Raw genomic sequence first — 19,134 nt, 5'->3', positions numbered from 1 at the left:
AAAGACTCCATAAATCTACTCAAAATTCATGAAGCCTCTACACTAAACTGAACTGAACTAACGCTATTAATCTAATTCAAAATAATTATCTTACAAATGCATTGGCCATACCGCCATCTACATTAATTATATTTCCTGTTGATTTATCTAAGATTGCAGCTACTGAAAATACCCCGTTTGCAATATCATCTGGTGTTATTATAGCATGCAATAAATTTCTTTTTGCATAAAAAGCAGGCAATTCTTCCACGGTAATTCCGTTAGCTTTTGCTCTTCCTTCAGCCCAAGCACCTTCCCAAATTTTACTACCTACAATAACGCCGTCTGGATTTACAACGTTCACTCTTATCTTATCTTTACCTAATTCGGCTGCTAATAATCTCGACATATGTTGTTGCGCTGCTTTTGCTGTTCCATAAGCCACGTTATTAGGACCAGCTACCAAACCATTTTTACTTGCAATTGGAATAAAGTCGCCTCCTAAGCCTTGTTTGCGCATAATAGCAGTGGCTTGTTTGGCCAAGTCAAACTGTCCTTTTACCAAAATATTTTGTAAGATACTCCAATCTTTATCTGTGGTATCTTCCAAAGGTTTTGAAATGGCTAATCCAGCACTGTGAACCACAATATCTACACCACCAAACTCTAAACATGCTTTTTTATAGGCTTCAGCTATTGAATCTGTATTGGTTACATCACAAACCGCATAGGTAGAAACATCTCTTTTATAAGTAGCATTTGCAGCAACCAATCTATCTTCAGCAATATCTGTAAGCACCACATTGGCACCTTCTGCAGCTAATTTATCTGCAATGGCTTTTCCTATACCACCACCAGCTCCTGTAACTAATGCCACTTTTCTTGATAAGGGTTGCTCTTTAGGCATACGTGATAATTTGGCTTCTTCTAACAACCAGTATTCAATATCAAAGGCTTCTTGTCTTGGCAAAGACGTGTATGAGGTAATGGCTTCTGCCCCTCGCATCACATTAATAGCATTAATATAAAATTCGCTAGCAACTCGTGTGGTTTGTTTGTTTTTTGCAAAACTAAACATACCAACTCCTGGATAAATAATGATTACGGGATTAGCATCACGTACGGCCGGACTGTTATCTTTTTTACAGGTATTATAGTAATCTGCATATTCAGCTCTATACCCTTCAAAGGCAGGTTCTAATTTTTTTAAGATGGCATCAGCGTCGCTTAAATCTTCGTTCTTCTCTAAAGTTAAAACTAGTGGCTGAATCTTTGTTCTCAAGAAATGATCTGGGCAAGAGGTTCCCATAGGAGCCAATCTTTCTAAATCATAACTATTAATATACTCCATAACCACAGGATCATCTGTAAAATGGCCAATCATTCTATTTTCTGAAGAACACAATCCTCTTAATAAAGGCATTAATTGTGCTGCTTTATCCAAACGTGCTGCTTGTGGCAAACTTGTAATACGTTGTCCCCCAAAAACAATCCCTTTTTCTTTTATTTTTTCTTCGATATAGTCAGAAGCCATTTCAATTACCTCTAAACTATTCATATAACATTCATACGACGTGTCTCCCCAAGTAAATAAACCGTGAGAACCTAAAACGATTCCGCGGATACCTGGATTATCTGCTAAGCATTTTTCCAATTGCAAACCTAAGTCGAAACCAGGACGTTGCCAAGGTACCCATCCCATAGTATCTCCCCAAATTTCTTTGGTTACTTGCTCGCTATTTTCAGCGGCAGCTACAGCAATCAAAGCATCAGGATGTAAGTGATCTATATGTGCAAATGGTAATAAGCCATGCAAAGGGGTATCTATTGATGGTGCTTTACTATCTAAATCGTAAATACAATGATTAAATAAACCAACCATTCGATCTTCATCTTCTAAACCTCCATATACATTTTTTAAATCGCGCAACCTGCCAGTATACAACCCTGCAATACCCGCTCTGTTTAAAGTACCAATATCTCCACCTGAACCTTTTACCCACATCACTTCAACGTCTTCATTTGTTAAAGGGTCTTTTTCAATAGTTTTACAACTCGTATTTCCTCCTCCGTAATTCGTGATTCTTAAGTCGGCTCCTAGTATATTAGATCTGTATAAAAATAATCCTACTTGATCATCTCCGTATGAATCTGCTTGTTTAGCATCCCACAAATAATCTACATGGTTGAATTTGGCTACTGTATTTTTCATAAAAATTAAGTTAAATTCTAAATTATATAACAAAAGTAATACTACCTTTTAGTCTTTCTATCCTGTAGTGTCATGCTTACATGATTTTTTATTAATAATAAATAACTTTACGTTGAATAATTTTTATAAACCATTACAACGCAGTACTAATGGATGCAATTGGTAAATTTTAATACAGTACACTACAGGATACTTTCCGTATAAATTAAGATTAGTTTTGAAGTCTATTAGTGTTCAGGTTTGAACTAAATTAATTTCTACAAAAAATATATGGAGAAAAACAATCTTACATTGGGTGAATTTATTATTGATAATCAAAAACATTTTAAATATTCATCAGGAGAACTTTCCCGATTAATAAACTCCATACGATTAGCAGCCAAAATAGTGAACCATGAAGTTAACAAAGCAGGCTTAGTAGATATATTAGGTACTGCTGGTGATACCAATATCCAAGGAGAAGATCAGCAAAAGCTTGATGTTTATGCAAACGAAGTATTCAAATCCGCATTGATAAATCGTGAGATAGTGTGTGGTATTGCAAGCGAAGAGGAAGAAGATTTTATTACCGTACAGGGAAAACACAATGCAAATGACAATAAGTATGTTGTTTTGATCGATCCTTTAGATGGTTCTTCAAATATTGATGTTAATGTATCTGTTGGAACTATTTTTTCTATATACAGGAGAATAACGCCTTTAGGCATGCCTGTAAAAAAAGAAGATTTTTTACAAAAAGGAAATGAACAGGTAGCAGCTGGTTATATTGTTTATGGCACATCCACCATGCTTGTTTATACTACAGGACATGGTGTAAACGGCTTCACACTTAATCCTGCCATTGGAAGTTTTTATTTATCTTACCCAGACATGATGTTTCCAGAAAGTGGTAATATTCTTTCTATAAATGAAGGTAACTATGCCCATTTCCCTCAAGGTGTAAAAGATTACATTAAGTATTGTCAAGCTGAAGCTAAAGATAGACCTTATACATTTAGATATATAGGCTCTATGGTCTCAGATTTTCATAGAAATATGATTAAAGGAGGTATTTATATGTATCCAGCAAGCTCCAAGACACAAAAAGGGAAGTTGCGTTTGCTATACGAATGTAACCCAATAGCGTTTTTAACAGAACAAGCTGGTGGTAAAGCAACTGATGGATTTAAAAGAATTATGGACATTGAGCCTACTGAACTACATGAACGAGTTTCATTTTTCTGTGGTAATTCCGAGATGGTAGAAAAAGCTGAGGAATTCTTGAGTAACTATCAAGAAGATTAGGGAAAAATTTATATTAATAAAAATATTTAACTTATGTATTTTAGCAGGGTTAATCAATTAAGTTAACTTGTGTAATTAAAAGAAGGTCAACATGGACATTTTTAAATACTTAGATATTGATGAAAACTCACGAAAACCAAAATATATCCAAATCGTAGATTCTGTAACACAGAATATTTCTCTGGGGAATTTTTCAATGGACGATAAAATGCCGTCCATCAACATGTTAAGTGAGGAGTTTTATTTATCCAGAGATACCGTTGAGAAGGCGTATAAAATTTTAAAAGAACGTAAAATTATTACTTCTGTAAGAGGGAAAGGATTTTATATTGCTAGAACAAATTTAAATTCAAAAATCAATATTTTGTTTCTTGTTAATAAATTAAGTTCTTACAAATTGCAAATTTACAATGCGTTTAATCGCAGTATTGGCGCGAATTCACATACAGAACTCCAAATTTACCATTGCGATGAGACTGTATTTTTGAATTTATTAGAAAAAAATAAAGGAGCATATGATTATTATGTTATCATGTCTCATTTTAAAAGTGATGCTTTTAAACATATTAGTGCGCCGGATAACGTTCTACAAGCCATCAATAAAATTCCGAAGGATAAGTTGATTATGCTAGACAACCTTAATAATAAAATTGAAGGACAAATAGTTAAAGTTTATCAAGACTTTGAAAATGACATCTACGAGTCCCTAATTAAAGGCTATAAAAAAATAGTAAAATACAAGAAACTGATGCTGGTATATCCTGCTAAATCTGTGTACCCATATCCTAAAAGAATTGTACATGGATTTAGAAAATTTTGTATTGCAAAGTCCTTAGATTTCGAAGTTATTGATGAAATATACGATTATATGATTCTTAAAAATGGTGATTTATTCATCACCATTGTCGAGGATGATCTGGTAAATTTAATCAACCAAATACGAGACAATGAATTTGAAATAGGAAAAGATATTGGAGTGCTTTCTTATAATGACACGCCTTTAAAAGACCTTCTTGGAATTTCAGTACTGTCTACAGATTTTAAAACGATGGGAGAAACTGCAGCTCAAATGATTTTGAATAAGGAAAAAGGGAGTGTAAAGAATCCTTTTAGGTTTATTGATAGAGCTTCTATGTAATTATTCTTAAATAGAAATTAAAAGAATCTAATTTAAGGATCTGTTCTTTTGTTTACACTAAACACTAATAACATTATATTTATAATAATAAGTAAAGAAATAATTTTTATAATTATCATGGTTAGAAACGTCTTTTATTATATAAAATTAAACTAAAATAATCGTATTCCCATCCTGTACTATCCTGCCTATCATAATCACTTTTTATATGCTCTTCACTGTTACTAAATTTTGCATCTTATAGGCTTCTTTAATGGTAAACTGATATCTAGAAGCGTTCTCTCTTACAAACCAAAACCCAGCGGTTGGCAAATTCAATTTCCATGGCTAGTTGTTCGATTTAAAATAAGATGGTACAGAATAAAAAGATAGCTATTTAGTCTAGAAATAATTTTTAAATAAAAAAACCCATGATTAAAATAAATCCTGAGTTTTAAACTTTCACGGTGTTAATACCTACTATTAATACGCTGTGAAAAATATAGATTCATTAGAAATAACAACTATTCTTTTACAATTTTAAAGTTTCTTACAGATTCATTTATAACTACTTTAACTATATAAATACCTGTTTTTAAACTAGAAATATCTAACGAAAAGTCTCGACTGTTTACAGCAGATTTTAGTACCTTTTGTCCTAATAAGTTATAAATACTTATGTCTTTAATTTCGTTGATTGCTGATAGGTTTATGATATCTTTTACAGGGTTTGGATACACATTTAAACCTTCTAAACTCAATGCATTATCATCAAGCCCTAAAGTTGCACTTCCATCAAAGTTGTAGTTAAAACGTCTGTCTGGTGCGGCTTCTCCATCTGTAAAAAAGGCGCTCACATCGTTTAAATTTTGTGGATTATCAGCCCATTTAAAATGGAATTCTGGTATGGTTCCTTGAGAAATCCCCAAGAGTGCAAATGGGATCGCTATCTCTATTTCATTTCCACTAACATGGTAACTAATAGTAGTTGCAGTATCCCAACTTCCTCCTTCATATTTTTGTAAACTCGTTTCACTTGATGAGACTGGTGATTTATTGAGCATCCAATCATAACCTTCCCAACCGGTATCGTTATTTTTATCTATGTCAATAAAAAGCAGCATCCAATTTTGATCCGTATTGGCCGTAATACTATTTGCTGTTTCAGCATAGAAATAAATGTTATCATTGTCGTATGTAACTCTTGATGCAATAATATCATTTCTTCCTGTAGTATTTGTATAGGTTACCGTAGGGTCATAACCAGCAAAATCTCGATGCGTTACATCACCTGTTGGGTCTTTAAAGAGTGGCGTTACATCAGTCCATTCGTCAAACGATCCGTCTATAGTAATTGTTTGTTCACCAGAAAAAGTTTCTGGTGCCGCCATTCCTTTAAATTTTCTGATATTTGAGATTAATTGGTAATAGAAATTATCGGTATGTCCACCCTTCATAGGTGCCATATCTCTGTTGAACTCTTCGGTAAAAGCATCAACAAAATAGGAGTCACCATTCTTTATAGGGCGTCCGGCATAGGTACTATTTCCTTGATTCCAAATAAATCGTTGTGCTAACCATTCGTTCCATTGTGTAACCATAATTATAGACGGATCTACATCTAAAGCTCGTGCCCATTGTTCGCTAGCATGAAGCCCTTCACCAGTATTATCTGTCAAGTAATCTGAATTAACAGTAGGTTGAGAACCACCGCTATAACTTGTACCCTTCGTATTATTAGGATGAGAAGCAACAGCAACAGGTATTTGATCAGCAACTCCTGGATCGGTACTCCAACCATAGTCTTGAGGATAGGTATCGAGCCATTGCCATTGATTAGGTAGTCTTGGATTAGTCCAAGCCCAACTGTTTTTTGTAGTGAAAAATGACTTAACTTCTGGTCTTAATTCAGCATCATTTTCATCACCGAGTATCAGTGGTTTTCCTTCCCATTGAAACCAGAGATCTTCATACAACTGACCTGCGTAAAAGTCGTCATACAATTCGTTCATTACTCTACCACTAGAGAAATGAGTTGTAAATACGATCTTTGGCGTAGCGATGCCTTCCAATCTCATTTGAAGTGAAATGTCACATATCGCTTTTACAGTTTCGAGATAGGTATACCCATTGGTCACATCAAAATAGAGAAAGTCGACTTTTGCATTGCTAAGCATCTGTAGATCTCGACGTATTACCCAAGGATCTTCAGAACGATAATACCCAACTTCTGGTTCTCCCCAAAAATGAAAATGATTTTGAGGTCCCCATGCATTGTTACTATCACTTAATGGATCGGATGGATAATTAGGAAGTATCTTTGTAATATCATATACTTTATCGTCATGGAAACCATGCCAGGTATAGTAAAAAACACCTACTAGTTTATCGCTTCGTTTTGAGCCTACATCGTCATAGGTTGGTAATTCTCTGCCTAGCCCATCAGTAACCACCCAATTGTCTACATAATCTTGATTTGATGCAGGAAGATTTCCTATAGCAGGATCTTCTACATAAAAGCTATTGATTACTTCTGGTGCAGCAGCATAGTCATCATTTCCATATTGATTGGCAGTAATACTCACAACCCCAGGTAATCCTGTGAGCGTAACTATATTTCCAGAAATAGTTGCAGGCCCTGAAACTACCGATAATTCAACCGCTAAACCTGAAGAAGCAGTTGCGATTACTCCAAAAGGAGCATCAGACACTAATTTTTTAGGAATCGGGTCAAAGCTTATGGACTGCTCTCCAGTAGTGGTTTCTATTTTAACATAATACAACTGTAAATTTGCGTCGCGTTGTGCAATGGCTATTTTTCCTTTTTCTGGAACATGTCTCTCTGTAAAAGTTCCAAGAGTCGACTCATCTGGAGCAATGATACTTCCCGAAGTGTATATACCTGTATCTAAACTACTAAGGTCAACTCGAAAGAAAGGTTTGTCATTGATGAATACATAGATAGAACTACCATAATCTTCGGCTATTAAATTATATTTTGTTCCTAAAACGTTGAGTACATCCGTGGGTAACGGAACGTTTATTCTAGTCACAGGCATAGGGTCGCTAATACTTCTTGGAGCGCCTGTAAACTGCACAATCATCTCACTTCCACCTGAACTCGGATAAATAGCAATTCCTGTTCTGTTAAAACCCGGATCGCCAGTTGCTGGTTCTTGCGGGTCTTCAATACTCCCGGCACCAATTGCACCAATACGAAGCACAAGACCACCTCTATTAGAACCGCCAGCCAACATCATCTCCGCTTCAATACGGCTTGGTGTATCATATTGACTTATTGATTTCAGTATGCGTTTGGTTACCCACTCATATTTCAAGTAGCCATTTGCTATGTCGCTTGCCTCGAATATATTTTCTTGTATTGCTTCCCATTGTCCATAAAATGCAGAATCATCCCAAGTACCAGAACCTCCGGTAAAATCTTGTTCATATCCTGGTTTAAAAGTTGTAGGTGGGCGTTGATCCCATTGTGCGTTTAGCCCTAATGTACAAGCAAACACAAAATATAATGTTAATTTAAATCTATGGTTTTTCATTTTTCTCACGGTGTATCTATTTACAGCAATTCCATTGAGTATCGAATTTTTAGTTATGGATGTTTCATGGGATTCTTACTTTCAAGTATTAAAAATAAATCCTTTTTATTTGCCCCCTAATTATCGTCATATTTAATCAAAAAAACCCAAGATTAAAATAAATCCTGAGTTTTAAACTTTCACGGTGTTAATACCTACTATTAACACCGTGAAAAATATAGATTAATTAGAAATAATAACTATTGCTTTACAATTTTAAAAGTTCCCACATTATCATCAATAGCCACTTTAACTAAATATATACCGCCCTTAAGGCTAGACATATCTACAGAATATTTAATACTGTTTACAGATGTTCTCAAAACCTCTTGTCCTAATAAGTTATAAACACCTATGTTTTTAATTACATTGGTTGCAGATAAATTTATTCTATCATTTACTGGGTTTGGAGCATAACTAAATCCAAATTTTGTTAAGTCTTCAACACTCAAAGAAGAAAGATCAATTCTATCAGTATTACCTGCTGCTACGTGCGCTTCTATAGCCGCTTTGTGTTGTACATAAAGCGCTTTTTCTGCCGGGTACCAGTTCAAATCTCCCATAGGTAGGCCTTCTAAAGAAGCCGTAAGCATTTCTGCATTGGTATACACTCCGTTAAATACAGGCCATACTAACGTTTCCCATGGTTTATCACCGTTATCTGGATACCAGTGCCATTGTGCCCATTCGGTTACAGGAGGAAAACCACCTACATCTTTACCCATAGCATGAATTTGAGTTGCTGGATTGGTCCATTGAACATACCTGTCTGAGTGCTCATAAATCTTAGCATCTACGAATTGTGGATCTAGATCTTTAGTTTCATTTCCAAATTTAAAGTTAGGGTAATTGGTTTTATCTGCAAATAAAATCGTTTCTCTAGATCTCATAGTTAATTCTGGATTCGTTTCATCATATGTTGAATCCCATAATAAAGGCATATAAGTTAATGGAGGAACACCATCAGCCTCTTGAATTACATTCAATTCATCAAGCAATGTATAGAAACCAGGATTTCTATAATGCAAGTTATATTGTGCATATTGCACTCTTGATGAAGGTAAGGTCTCCCCTGGTATCAGCCTATCAGCATAGATCAATCCCGGTTTTGGAGCATTTGCATCTCCACCTGGCATTGGCTGCCATGCTTGCGACCATGGTTGTGTTTGGCCATCGAAAATAATATTATTGGTAAAAATCCAAGTGTCTTCCCAAAGATTCCAGTCAAACTGACTTTTTTGCATAACCCAAGTATTGTGATCCCATTTAACCAATCCATCTTTTGCTTTAGTAAAACCTGCGGCATACATTCCTGTTGGAGCAGCTACGAATGTGTTGTTTTCTACAATCAATTCTTTCATTCCATCTCCTGTTGGAGCTTCTTCTGTTGTAAAGAAGTGTCCGTCGTTTGGACTGAGTTGATTTCCGCAATTAACCGCTAAATTATTAGTGAAATGCACGCTCGCATTGGATTGATATATCCTAAACCCAGTACCCGACGAAACTGGGTATAACACACAATTGTCTATCACAACGTTTGCAGCCTCACCAGACACAGCCATGAAAGTAGGTGGTATGTTACCAGAAAAATCAGCATTGATGATATACACATTTTTAAGGGTAATATCTCCAATGGCATTAAACATCTGTGGAAAAACAGCACCGCCATTAGCGCCTGTTTGCAATTGTGCTGGAGCAGCACCACCAACTGGTTCTTCACCAATAATTTGTAAATGATAGCCGCTATTCTCTATGGTTGCGTTAAGTTGATAAAACGCTCCGGCTTTTAATTGATAGATTCTATCGCCTCCGTAGGTGTTAATGGCGGTATTCAAGGTTCCAATACCCGGATCTACAATAAGCACTTCTTGTGCATTTGCCGTTGTTATTGCAACAAAAGTTACAAATAATAAAAATTTGGTAATTGTTTTCATACTTATATAGTTTTAGTTAAAAATTAAAATGAATGTTTAAAATGAGTAGCGAAACCCTAGATCTGCTGTCCACCCATAATTTTCTGCAGACAGGGGGCGTTGATCCCCTCTATATGATTTAGTTTCAATAATATCGTTTAGGTTTGCAAAATTTCCTATTATTTGGAAACCTTTGAACTTCCCAAATAGTTTTTGAGATATTTGTAAGTCCCATCTATAAAATTCCCTTTTAAGAATATCCTGCTCTGGAAATTGTGGATGGGTAGATTCTAGAATGCCTCCATTAAATTGGAATGACAGCCAAACATTTAAGCCTTTTCTATTAAAACCAAGCGATGTATTAATAACGTGTTTTGGTTGCAAAAGCATCGGGCCAGAAATTAAAGAATCAATACGTACAGTTTCAACAGTAGGTCTCCCTCCATTAGGATCTTCTATAACAATGTCTTCTATTCTTGATACAGGAAAAAAGGTTTTTGATTCAGTATAGGTATAATTAGCCGATACAGTAAAATACCTTAAGAAATTTGAGAGATACCCAAAAGAAGCTTGCAAATCGAGTTCAAAACCTTGCAATGTGATTTCATTAGGATGGTTTTCCGGACGACTCACATTAACTTGTGATGCATCTGGAAAAGGATCTATTATAGGATCCCCTTGTATTCTTGTAAACGACCTATTCCAAATTTGATTATTCACATTTTTATAAAAGCCACTGATGGATAACAACCCTAGTTTTCGATCATGAAAAGTGAATTGTGCATCAAAATTTTTCCATTGTTCTACTTCTAAATCTGGAGATTGCGATTGATATGAAAAAGGTTGAAAACCTGTATTTGTATAAGAACTTGGAGATATTTGACTAAAAAGAGGGCGGCTTAACGTTTCTGTATAGGCCAAATGGGTGTAAAACCATTTTGTTGGACTTATACGCAAATGAACCATGGGTAATATAAAATCATTTGCTCTTGTGGCAGTTGAATCTCTTCCAGGAAGTGGATCGTTGACAGGACCAGGAAGCGTGGGTTGAAACGCCAAAAACCCCTTCATAGACGTATTTGTTTTTTCATACCGTACACCTGGCAAGAACATAAGCCAATCGCCTACATTAAACTCTGCCATCACATATCCTGCATGGTAGGTTTCTACTATATCTTGATCATTTAATGCTGAAGATGCAATATTCTGACTAAAACCTAACTTTTCTTTAGGGTAAAATTCAGACCAAACTTCTTGACCCTGATCATACCAGAAATTTGAAGTATTTACCCATGAATCCGTTATTTGATTTAAACGATCAAAATTAAACGTAGATCCAAAATTATAACTCCCGTTTAAAAAGTCATCTACCCTACCGCTTTGCATGCCTTCAGCAGTAATTTGTTCTGTAATTGGATCTTGAACGATCCAAGGAAGGTTCTCATCTGCAGCTACATCAGCCCTAAAAAATTGGTTTGATTGAGCATTTACAACACCTGAGGTAACATCTCGTAATCTATCTTTCTTGCGGTAAGCGTATCCTGTTTTAACACTGGCTTTAATATCATTACCTAAGTTAAATGGAATCGTTAAATTTAGGTAGGTATCCAAATTTTTATCCGTCATAAACTCAGATGATTTACCTAAACTATTTAATAAAAAGGTATCAATATTTTGATTATTATCATTATACAAAAGTGGTATCTCTGTTGGACGTAAATCTTTTCTAAAAGGTTGGTCAAACACAACACCCTCCTTTACTAATTCTGCTGCATTTGGAGCATCATACCCCCATGTTCTTGAATTTGGATCATTGACTTTTCCAGAAGAAATCGACACCCCATAATCTAACTTTAAGCCCCCCCAATCGGACTCTCCGTTTAGTGCCGTTTGAAATATTTCATTCACTCTAGTCGTATTATAACTAAAATTGTAATTAATAGCACCCGCTCCTACTGAAGTATAGCTTTTTGACTGTGAATCTCCTAAACGATTAGATTTGTTATACAAAACATAATATCCAAATTTTGTGATGGAATCTAGTTTATAATCAAGAGATAACATTACAGATTGTCTCTTGTTAGTCCGATTAACTAAGTTAAGAGCTGTACGTCTTGCAAAAAAATCTAAATTCCCTTGGTTAGCGGCATCAGCTTCATAGCCAATAGCTGCACCCATGGTTTGTGTACTTCTGTTAGCACTTTCTGTACTTAAAGAAATAAAAGCACCAAGTTTATCTTTAAAGAATCGATTTCCTATTTCTGCTTGATACTTATAATTACTATATTCTTTGTTCAAATCGTTATAACCGCCAGTAGCCATTATATTACCATGTAGCCCTTTTCTAGTTTCACGTAATTTAAGGTTGATAGTACCTGCAACAGAATTAGCTTCCATATCTGCGGTAAGTGACTTATATACTTCTGCACCTTGTAAGGCATATTGTGAAACCCCAGATATATTTGTTTCACGACCATTACCTCCAGTTGCCGCCATTTTAACACCATTTAAGGTAACTGCTGTGTATTTTGGTGCAAGTCCACGTACTACGAGTCCATTTCCTTCTCCTCCTGATCTTGTTACAGAAACACCTGGAAGACGACCAATCGCTTCCACTGAGTTCGCATCAGGGTTTTCCTGTAATCTATCTGCAGCGACTACATTTTTTATGGTGTTAGAGTTTAACTGCTCTTGAATAGCCTTTTTTTGCCCTTTTGCCTGTAAGGTTAAAACAACTGCGTCTAATTGGCTTAAATCTGGTATCATTGTAACATTGATAACCTTTTTACCATTTATGTTTATTTCTTGAGCCGCATAGCCTATATAGGTAAAAACCAGTATGGCATTTTTTTCAGAAACACTTAAAGAAAATTTTCCATCAAAATCAGCTGCAGTTCCCGTCGTGGTTCCTTTAACTAAAACACTCACAAAGGGTAAAGGGGCTCCATTTTCGTCTATTATCTGCCCTTTAACCTGTAATTCTTGTCCAAAAGCCATGGCTGATAAAAAAAGTGTTAAAAATGTTAGGTAGTAATATTTCATTAATTTGTTAGTTTGTTAATGTTAAAAGCTTCTTTAAATATTATTATTCAATCTACTGTGCCAAAGATATCAAGCATTTTAAAATATACTATCCTGCACTATCCTGTAATACTCCATTTTTTCAATCGGCCTCCATATCTATTGGTAGCTTCTAGTATTGTGTAATCAATATTGTTCTGCTCAAGTATTTTTGCGGCAGCTAACCCCGATGCTCCAGCTCCTATAATAATTACTTTACCATTATAATTATATGTCTTATCTATGGCCGTTTGTTCTGGTAGTTTTTCTTCTGCTCTTGCTGCCCAATTAACGCAACTTGTGATGGTAATAGATATTGCTAGAAGAAAGAATGCTGCTTGTAAATTTTGTTTACCCATGTTTTTAATTAATAACATTTGTTTGGGTAAATGTAAGTGAGTCTTAATTGAAATCATTTGACATATGTCACAAACTACTTTTTCCCTCTTATTCGGCTTAAAGTTTCTCTACTTACTCCTAAATACGAAGCAATATCAGTAAGAGAAACCCTTTGCAATATTTCTGGTGAATCATCAATTAGTGCATTGTACCTTTCTTGGCTTGTCATAAATTTTAGTTGGTAGAGACGCTCTTCAATACATAATGTATGCTCAATGGTGAGGGCATTCAATAAATGTATGATTAAGAGGTCTGACTTTGACAATTCTTTTATTTGTTTAATATTGAATCTGATAAAACTGGAGTCTTCTAGTAATTCAATTGTTTCTTTTGAAGGGAAACCTTCAAAAGTTGACATCGTTGCAACAGCTTCGTCTTCGAATGCAAACCAAGTACAAACTTCTTTTGAATCTTTTGAGTAATATGATTTAACAGCTCCTTTCAGAAGGATGTAAAAATAGTTATGTGTTTTTCCTTCCGATATTAATTGAGTGCCTTTGGTGGATTTCAAAAAAGAAGAATGATAAGTGACAGAATTCAGAGAATCTCCATTTAAGCTGGGGAAGTGATGTTTTACTACTTTTTCAATCTCTGAATATTTCATTTATTGTTATTGGCTACAACGTTTAGTATAAGAGCAGTAGCGTATTTATACTACTTTCCTTTCGGATTGCAAGATATTGAATTAAAACAAAAAACGGTTCAAGTTTACACCTGAACCGCTATTGCTTTTATGCCTTGTTGTAGCCAGTTATTTATTCATCAGTTAATAATTTGTCGATAGAATAATACCCAGACAGTATGGCTCCTGGCACTCCCATTTGCTTATACGGGTCATTAATTTCTCCGGCAAAATAAACCTTGTTATCTAAAGGTTGATTAAGAACCTTTAGAGTAGATTTTTTTTCTTGAAAAGCCTGAGTCCAAGTACCTTGAGTAAATTCATATTGGCCCCAATTTTCATAGATATATTCATTCATGTAAGTTTGAGATGCTTTGCCATCAAACATTTGGTCTAATTCTTTAATTAATTGGTTGATAATATCTTGTTCTGAATTTAAGGCATAATAATTCTCTGTTTCATCTCCTGCGCACAAAAATCCTAATACATTGGTTTCAGTATTTTTCCCGAGTGCGATGTCATAGAAGACCTTTTCTCCACTTTTTACCTTGCAGTTAATAGCATCAGGATAGAATTTTTCAGAGAATTTAAGGGCGATTTTAAATCCTGTGTTGAAGGTGATGGATTCAATTGCCTTCTTTTTTTCAGAGTTTAACTCAGGAGTAAAGGAAATATTATTTGATTTCAATACGCCTATAGAAACTGTAACTAGAACTTTGTCTGCCTCATAGGTTTTACCATCTGATGTTATTATTACAACCTTTTCTCCAGAATAGTCGATGGATTTTACAACTGAGTTATAAACTATATTTTGGGTAACATCTTTGGCAATATTGTCATTTACAAAATCATACCAAGTCGAGTTTTTGAATTTGGATTCAGGCATGAAACTGTACATGAAATTTCTAGTGAATTTAGATACTGGCTTTAGTTTTTTACCATTCCATATTGCAGCACTTACAAGTTTGTAAGGTACTAATTCTTCATCGATTTGATCTCCAGTTTTTCCTTTGAGTACATTTAGAACTCTTGGATTACTGTGAATCCATTCTGCACCTATATCAATAGGGAAGTCAGCAAGAGTAGTGTCTTTTTTTAATAGACCTGCAAAAACAACTAAAAATATTCTCGAATTTTTTGCTTGCGGTACTTTTTAAAAGTTGTAAAGGTGTTAATATTATAATAAAAACACAATTATAATAAAAACACAAGTTGCTTTTTCAGAATTTAGTATAGTGTGCAGAGATTTTTAATAAAAGCATGACAGTACAGGACACAATCTTTGCGAGTATTTATTTAATTTGCTAATATATTTCGAAGAAAACAATTTAAATGAAAATTAATAAACTTTTCAGTCCGTATTTCTATTTACTTGGGCTGGCCATCATACTTGCTGCTTGCAATAGCCAAACCCAAGGAATCCAGACTCCAATTTCAAGAGAAACACTTGCTCAAGGTTTTGTCAATCCTGCTGACTCCGTACAAACTGCGGTTTACTGGTACTGGATTTCAGACAACATCTCGAAAGACGGTGTGGTAAAGGATCTTCATGCCATGAAAAAAGCGGGCATCAACCGGGCTTTTATTGGAAATATTGGTCTGAATGATGTGGCTTATGGCAAAGTAAAAATGCTCAGCGAAGAGTGGTGGGAAATTCTCCATCTCGCACTAAAAACAGCCACGGAATTAAATATAGAAATCGGAATTTTTAATTCCCCAGGTTGGAGTCAATCGGGTGGGCCTTGGGTAAAAGCAGCCAATGCAATGCGTTATCTTACGGCTTCTGAAACAAAAGTAAAAGGACCTGCACAGTTCTTTCAAAAATTAGAAAAACCCATTGAACTGTTTCAGGATGTAAAAGTATTGGCTTATCCGGCACCAAAAGACAATAATTTGGTGTTGTCTCACAAAAACGCAAGCATAAGTACTTCTCCTCAAATTGACAATATAAAATCGCTTACCGATAGCGACACCACAACTGGTGTGGCATTTCCCGATGGAGATACTTTTACTATTAACTTTGAAGCAAACAAAGCATTTACCGCTCGTAGTCTCTCTTTGAAAAGCACAAATAACTCAATATACAGCAATGTGCAATTACAAGCAAAAGACTTACATGGTAAGTATATCACAGTCAAAGACTTTACATTTAATCGTGTCAATGACAATATAAGTGTTGGATTTAAAGCCTATGCTCCTTTGTTGATTTCTTTCCCTGCTGTTACAGCCAAAAGCTTCCGTTTGATCTTTAAAGATGCAACCCCAACTGGTTGGTCTTTTCCTCAAGCCAATACGAATAGCGGATTGGTAGATATAAAACTAATGACTGCACCACGTCTTGAAAATTATGCAGAAAAGACCTTTGCAAAAATGTATCATACCCCATTGCCAAGCTGGTCTGATTACCAGTGGGCACAACAGGATGAAGTGCACGACAAAGACTTTCTAATAGACCCAGAAAAAATAATGGACATTAGCCAATTCATGGCGGCCGATGGTACGCTTAACTGGCAGGTACCCGAAGGAGATTGGATCATCATTCGAACAGGTATGACCCCAACAGGAACAAAAAACTCGCCTGCTTCTCCTGAAGCAACAGGATTCGAAGTAGATAAAATGAGTAAAGAACACGCTGCCTTGCATTTCGATGGGCATATGGGTGAAATATTAAGACGAATTCCAGCAGCAGACAGAAAATGCTTTAAAGTGGTGGTTCAGGACAGCTACGAACAAGGAGGACAAAATTTTACAGATGGTTTTTTGGATCAATTCAAAGAGGTTTATGGTTATGATGCACTCCCCTATCTTCCAGTTTACCAGGGTATGGTAGTCAATAGTCAACAAGCTTCCGATCGCTTTTTATGGGACATGCGTCGCTTAGTAGCCACCAAAATCGCCTATGACTATGTGGGCGGCTTAAGAGACATCAGTCATGAAAACGGATTGACCACTTGGTTAGAAAACTACGGACACTGGGGATTCCCCGGAGAATTTCTGATGTATGGAGGCCAATCGGATGAAATAGGTGGGGAATTCTGGAGTGAAGGTACTTTAGGCGATATTGAAAACCGGGCTGCTACTTCTTGCGGACATATTTATGGAAAATCAAAAATATGGGCAGAATCAAATACCTGTGGTGGACGCGCCTTTAGTCGTTATCCAGCAATGATCAAGCAACGTGGCGACCGCTTTTTTGCCGAAGGCATCAACGCCACCTTATTACATGTATACATACACCAACCTTATGAAGATAAAAATCCGGGTATAAATGCAGGTTTTGGAAATCCTTTTAACCGCAAAAACACCTGGTTCTCACAATTGGACGTGTATACTCAATATCTAAAGCGTACCAATTACATGCTACAGCAAGGATTGAATGTAGCAGATGTTTGTTATTTTATTGGCGAAGACACCCCTAAAATGACTGGTGTAACAGATCCGGCGCTTCCTGTAGGTTATCAGTTCGATTATATGAATGCCGAAGTCATTGAAAGAGACATGACCGTTGAGAATGGTTTGATCACCTTGCCACATGGCACACAATACAAAATGATGGTGCTGCCTAAAATGGAAACCATGCGTCCTGAATTATTGGCGAAAATCAAAAAATTGGTCAATGAAGGCATGGTTGTTTTAGGGCCCGCACCTAAGCGATCCCCAAGTTTACAAAACCAGCCTCTAGCAGATCAACAAGTTCAGGAAATGGCTTCCGAGTTATGGGGTGATGTAGATGGCGTAAACATGAAATCACGCAAATACGGAAAAGGAAGTATCCTAAATGGAATGGATATGACTGAGGCCTTGGCTTTGATTAATGTTGCGCCCGATTGTAAATTACCAAATGACAATCTAGTCCATTACGGTCACCGTACCTTAGGTAATCAGGACATCTACTTTCTGACGAATCAAACAAATGAGGAGCAAATTATTACTCCAGAATTCAGAGTTACAGGAAAACAACCTGAATTGTGGGAAGCGACAACAGGTTATTTCCGTGATCTTCCAGCATACGAACAAAAAGGAGAAATTACTGCAGTACCACTAAAGTTCGCACCAAACGAAAGTGTATTTGTGGTATTCAGTAAACAAGCTGGCAAAGCAGAAACAACAAGACTGGAATCCAATTATCCAAAGGCTGAATTAATAAGCAATTTCAACACACCCTGGACCGTCAATTTCGATGCTACACAAAGAGGCCCCGAAAAACCTGTGGTTTTTGAAACGCTGTCCGATTGGTCTATTTCAACTGATGAACGCATTAAGCATTATTCAGGAACTGCTTTTTACAACAACACTTTCCAAATCGATGAACGCACTAAAAACGAAAAGATCACTATTGACCTAGGTGCATTAACCGCCATGGCTAAAGTGTCCATAAATGGCAACTATGTAGGTGGTGTGTGGACAGCACCGTATCGTTTGGATATCACCGATTTTGTAAAAAAAGGTAAAAACATAGTTAAAATTGAAGTAGTGAATACCTGGGTAAATCGCGTTATAGGTGACATGAAATTGCCTGTGGAAGAACGCCAAACATGGGCACCACATCTTCCCTATAATGCCGAAAGTCCTTTGCAAGCTTCTGGATTGTTTGGGCCGGTTAGAATTTCTAGTCAAGAATAGTATAAAACATTAGAAGTATGCGTAAAAAGGGCCTAATTCTTATTATTTACGGTAGATGATGAAAAGTTTTATGCAGTAAGTGTATTCTTGGAGATAATTTTTAAATAAAACAGCAGTCACATAGTACTTTCTATACACTCATCTGTATTATATATAATACAGCAATGGCCGATCGTATGAACGGAAGATTTATGCGCTGATAATACGTATAGAGAGCCGGATAAAAATTATGAGTATTCAAGCTAAACTAGACATTAAATTGACTATTAATAAATCAAACATACTATTCCTACTACTGGCTGTATTAAGCATTACCTGCAATATACAGG

General features: G+C 35.9%; 10 protein-coding genes. 3 read left to right on the top strand and 7 right to left on the bottom strand.

Going from position 1 to position 19,134, the window contains the following annotated elements; all coding sequences use genetic code 11:
* Positions 1-85: 85 nt before the first annotated feature.
* Positions 86-2,191, bottom strand: coding sequence for a bifunctional aldolase/short-chain dehydrogenase (locus tag AC2D6V_RS08780; RefSeq protein WP_484647722.1), 2,106 nt, complete (start codon positions 2,189-2,191; stop codon positions 86-88).
* Between the two features lie 270 nt (positions 2,192-2,461).
* Here AC2D6V_RS08780 and fbp point away from each other — a divergent pair, with 270 nt between their 5' ends.
* Together fbp and AC2D6V_RS08770 are read left to right on the top strand one after the other, a co-directional pair.
* Positions 2,462-3,475, top strand: coding sequence for a class 1 fructose-bisphosphatase (gene fbp, locus AC2D6V_RS08775; protein WP_484647721.1), 1,014 nt, complete (start codon positions 2,462-2,464; stop codon positions 3,473-3,475).
* 91 nt (positions 3,476-3,566) lie between these two features.
* Positions 3,567-4,613 carry a GntR family transcriptional regulator gene (locus tag AC2D6V_RS08770; RefSeq protein ID WP_484647720.1) on the top strand — a complete coding sequence of 349 codons (1,047 nt, stop codon included), beginning with the start codon at positions 3,567-3,569 and terminating at the stop codon, positions 4,611-4,613.
* Positions 4,614-5,116: 503 nt separating this feature from the next.
* On the opposite strand, the gene AC2D6V_RS08765 is transcribed toward AC2D6V_RS08770, so the two are convergent.
* The 6 genes from AC2D6V_RS08765 to AC2D6V_RS08740 form a co-directional block, all read right to left on the bottom strand.
* Positions 5,117-8,149, bottom strand: coding sequence for a T9SS type A sorting domain-containing protein (locus AC2D6V_RS08765; protein WP_484647719.1), 3,033 nt, complete (start codon positions 8,147-8,149; stop codon positions 5,117-5,119).
* A 239-nt stretch (positions 8,150-8,388) separates the two neighbouring features.
* Positions 8,389-10,122 (bottom strand): T9SS type A sorting domain-containing protein, encoded by a 1,734-nt coding sequence (locus tag AC2D6V_RS08760; RefSeq protein WP_484647718.1) that lies wholly within the window; start codon positions 10,120-10,122, stop codon positions 8,389-8,391.
* 36 nt (positions 10,123-10,158) lie between these two features.
* Positions 10,159-13,143: a carboxypeptidase-like regulatory domain-containing protein gene (locus tag AC2D6V_RS08755; protein WP_484647717.1), complete on the bottom strand. Its 2,985-nt coding sequence runs from the start codon at positions 13,141-13,143 to the stop codon at positions 10,159-10,161.
* A 98-nt stretch (positions 13,144-13,241) separates the two neighbouring features.
* Complete coding sequence (locus AC2D6V_RS08750; protein ID WP_484647716.1) at positions 13,242-13,520, bottom strand: NAD(P)-binding protein; 279 nt, start codon at positions 13,518-13,520, stop codon at positions 13,242-13,244.
* Between the two features lie 74 nt (positions 13,521-13,594).
* On the bottom strand, positions 13,595-14,164 hold the full coding sequence (locus AC2D6V_RS08745; RefSeq protein WP_484647715.1) for a Crp/Fnr family transcriptional regulator: 570 nt from the start codon (positions 14,162-14,164) through the stop codon (positions 13,595-13,597).
* Between the two features lie 151 nt (positions 14,165-14,315).
* A complete protein-coding gene (locus AC2D6V_RS08740; RefSeq protein ID WP_484647714.1) occupies positions 14,316-15,080 on the bottom strand; it encodes a flavin monoamine oxidase family protein in 765 nt (254 codons plus the stop codon).
* Positions 15,081-15,514: 434 nt separating this feature from the next.
* On the opposite strand from AC2D6V_RS08740, the gene AC2D6V_RS08735 reads away from it, so the two are divergent.
* Positions 15,515-18,805 (top strand): glycosyl hydrolase, encoded by a 3,291-nt coding sequence (locus tag AC2D6V_RS08735; protein ID WP_484647713.1) that lies wholly within the window; start codon positions 15,515-15,517, stop codon positions 18,803-18,805.
* The last annotated feature ends 329 nt before the right edge of the window (positions 18,806-19,134 follow it).

The organism is Algibacter sp. YIN40 (genome assembly GCF_057219435.1).
Note: the sequence above shows the minus strand (reverse complement) of the source record. Positions and strands in the feature narration are given on the sequence as shown.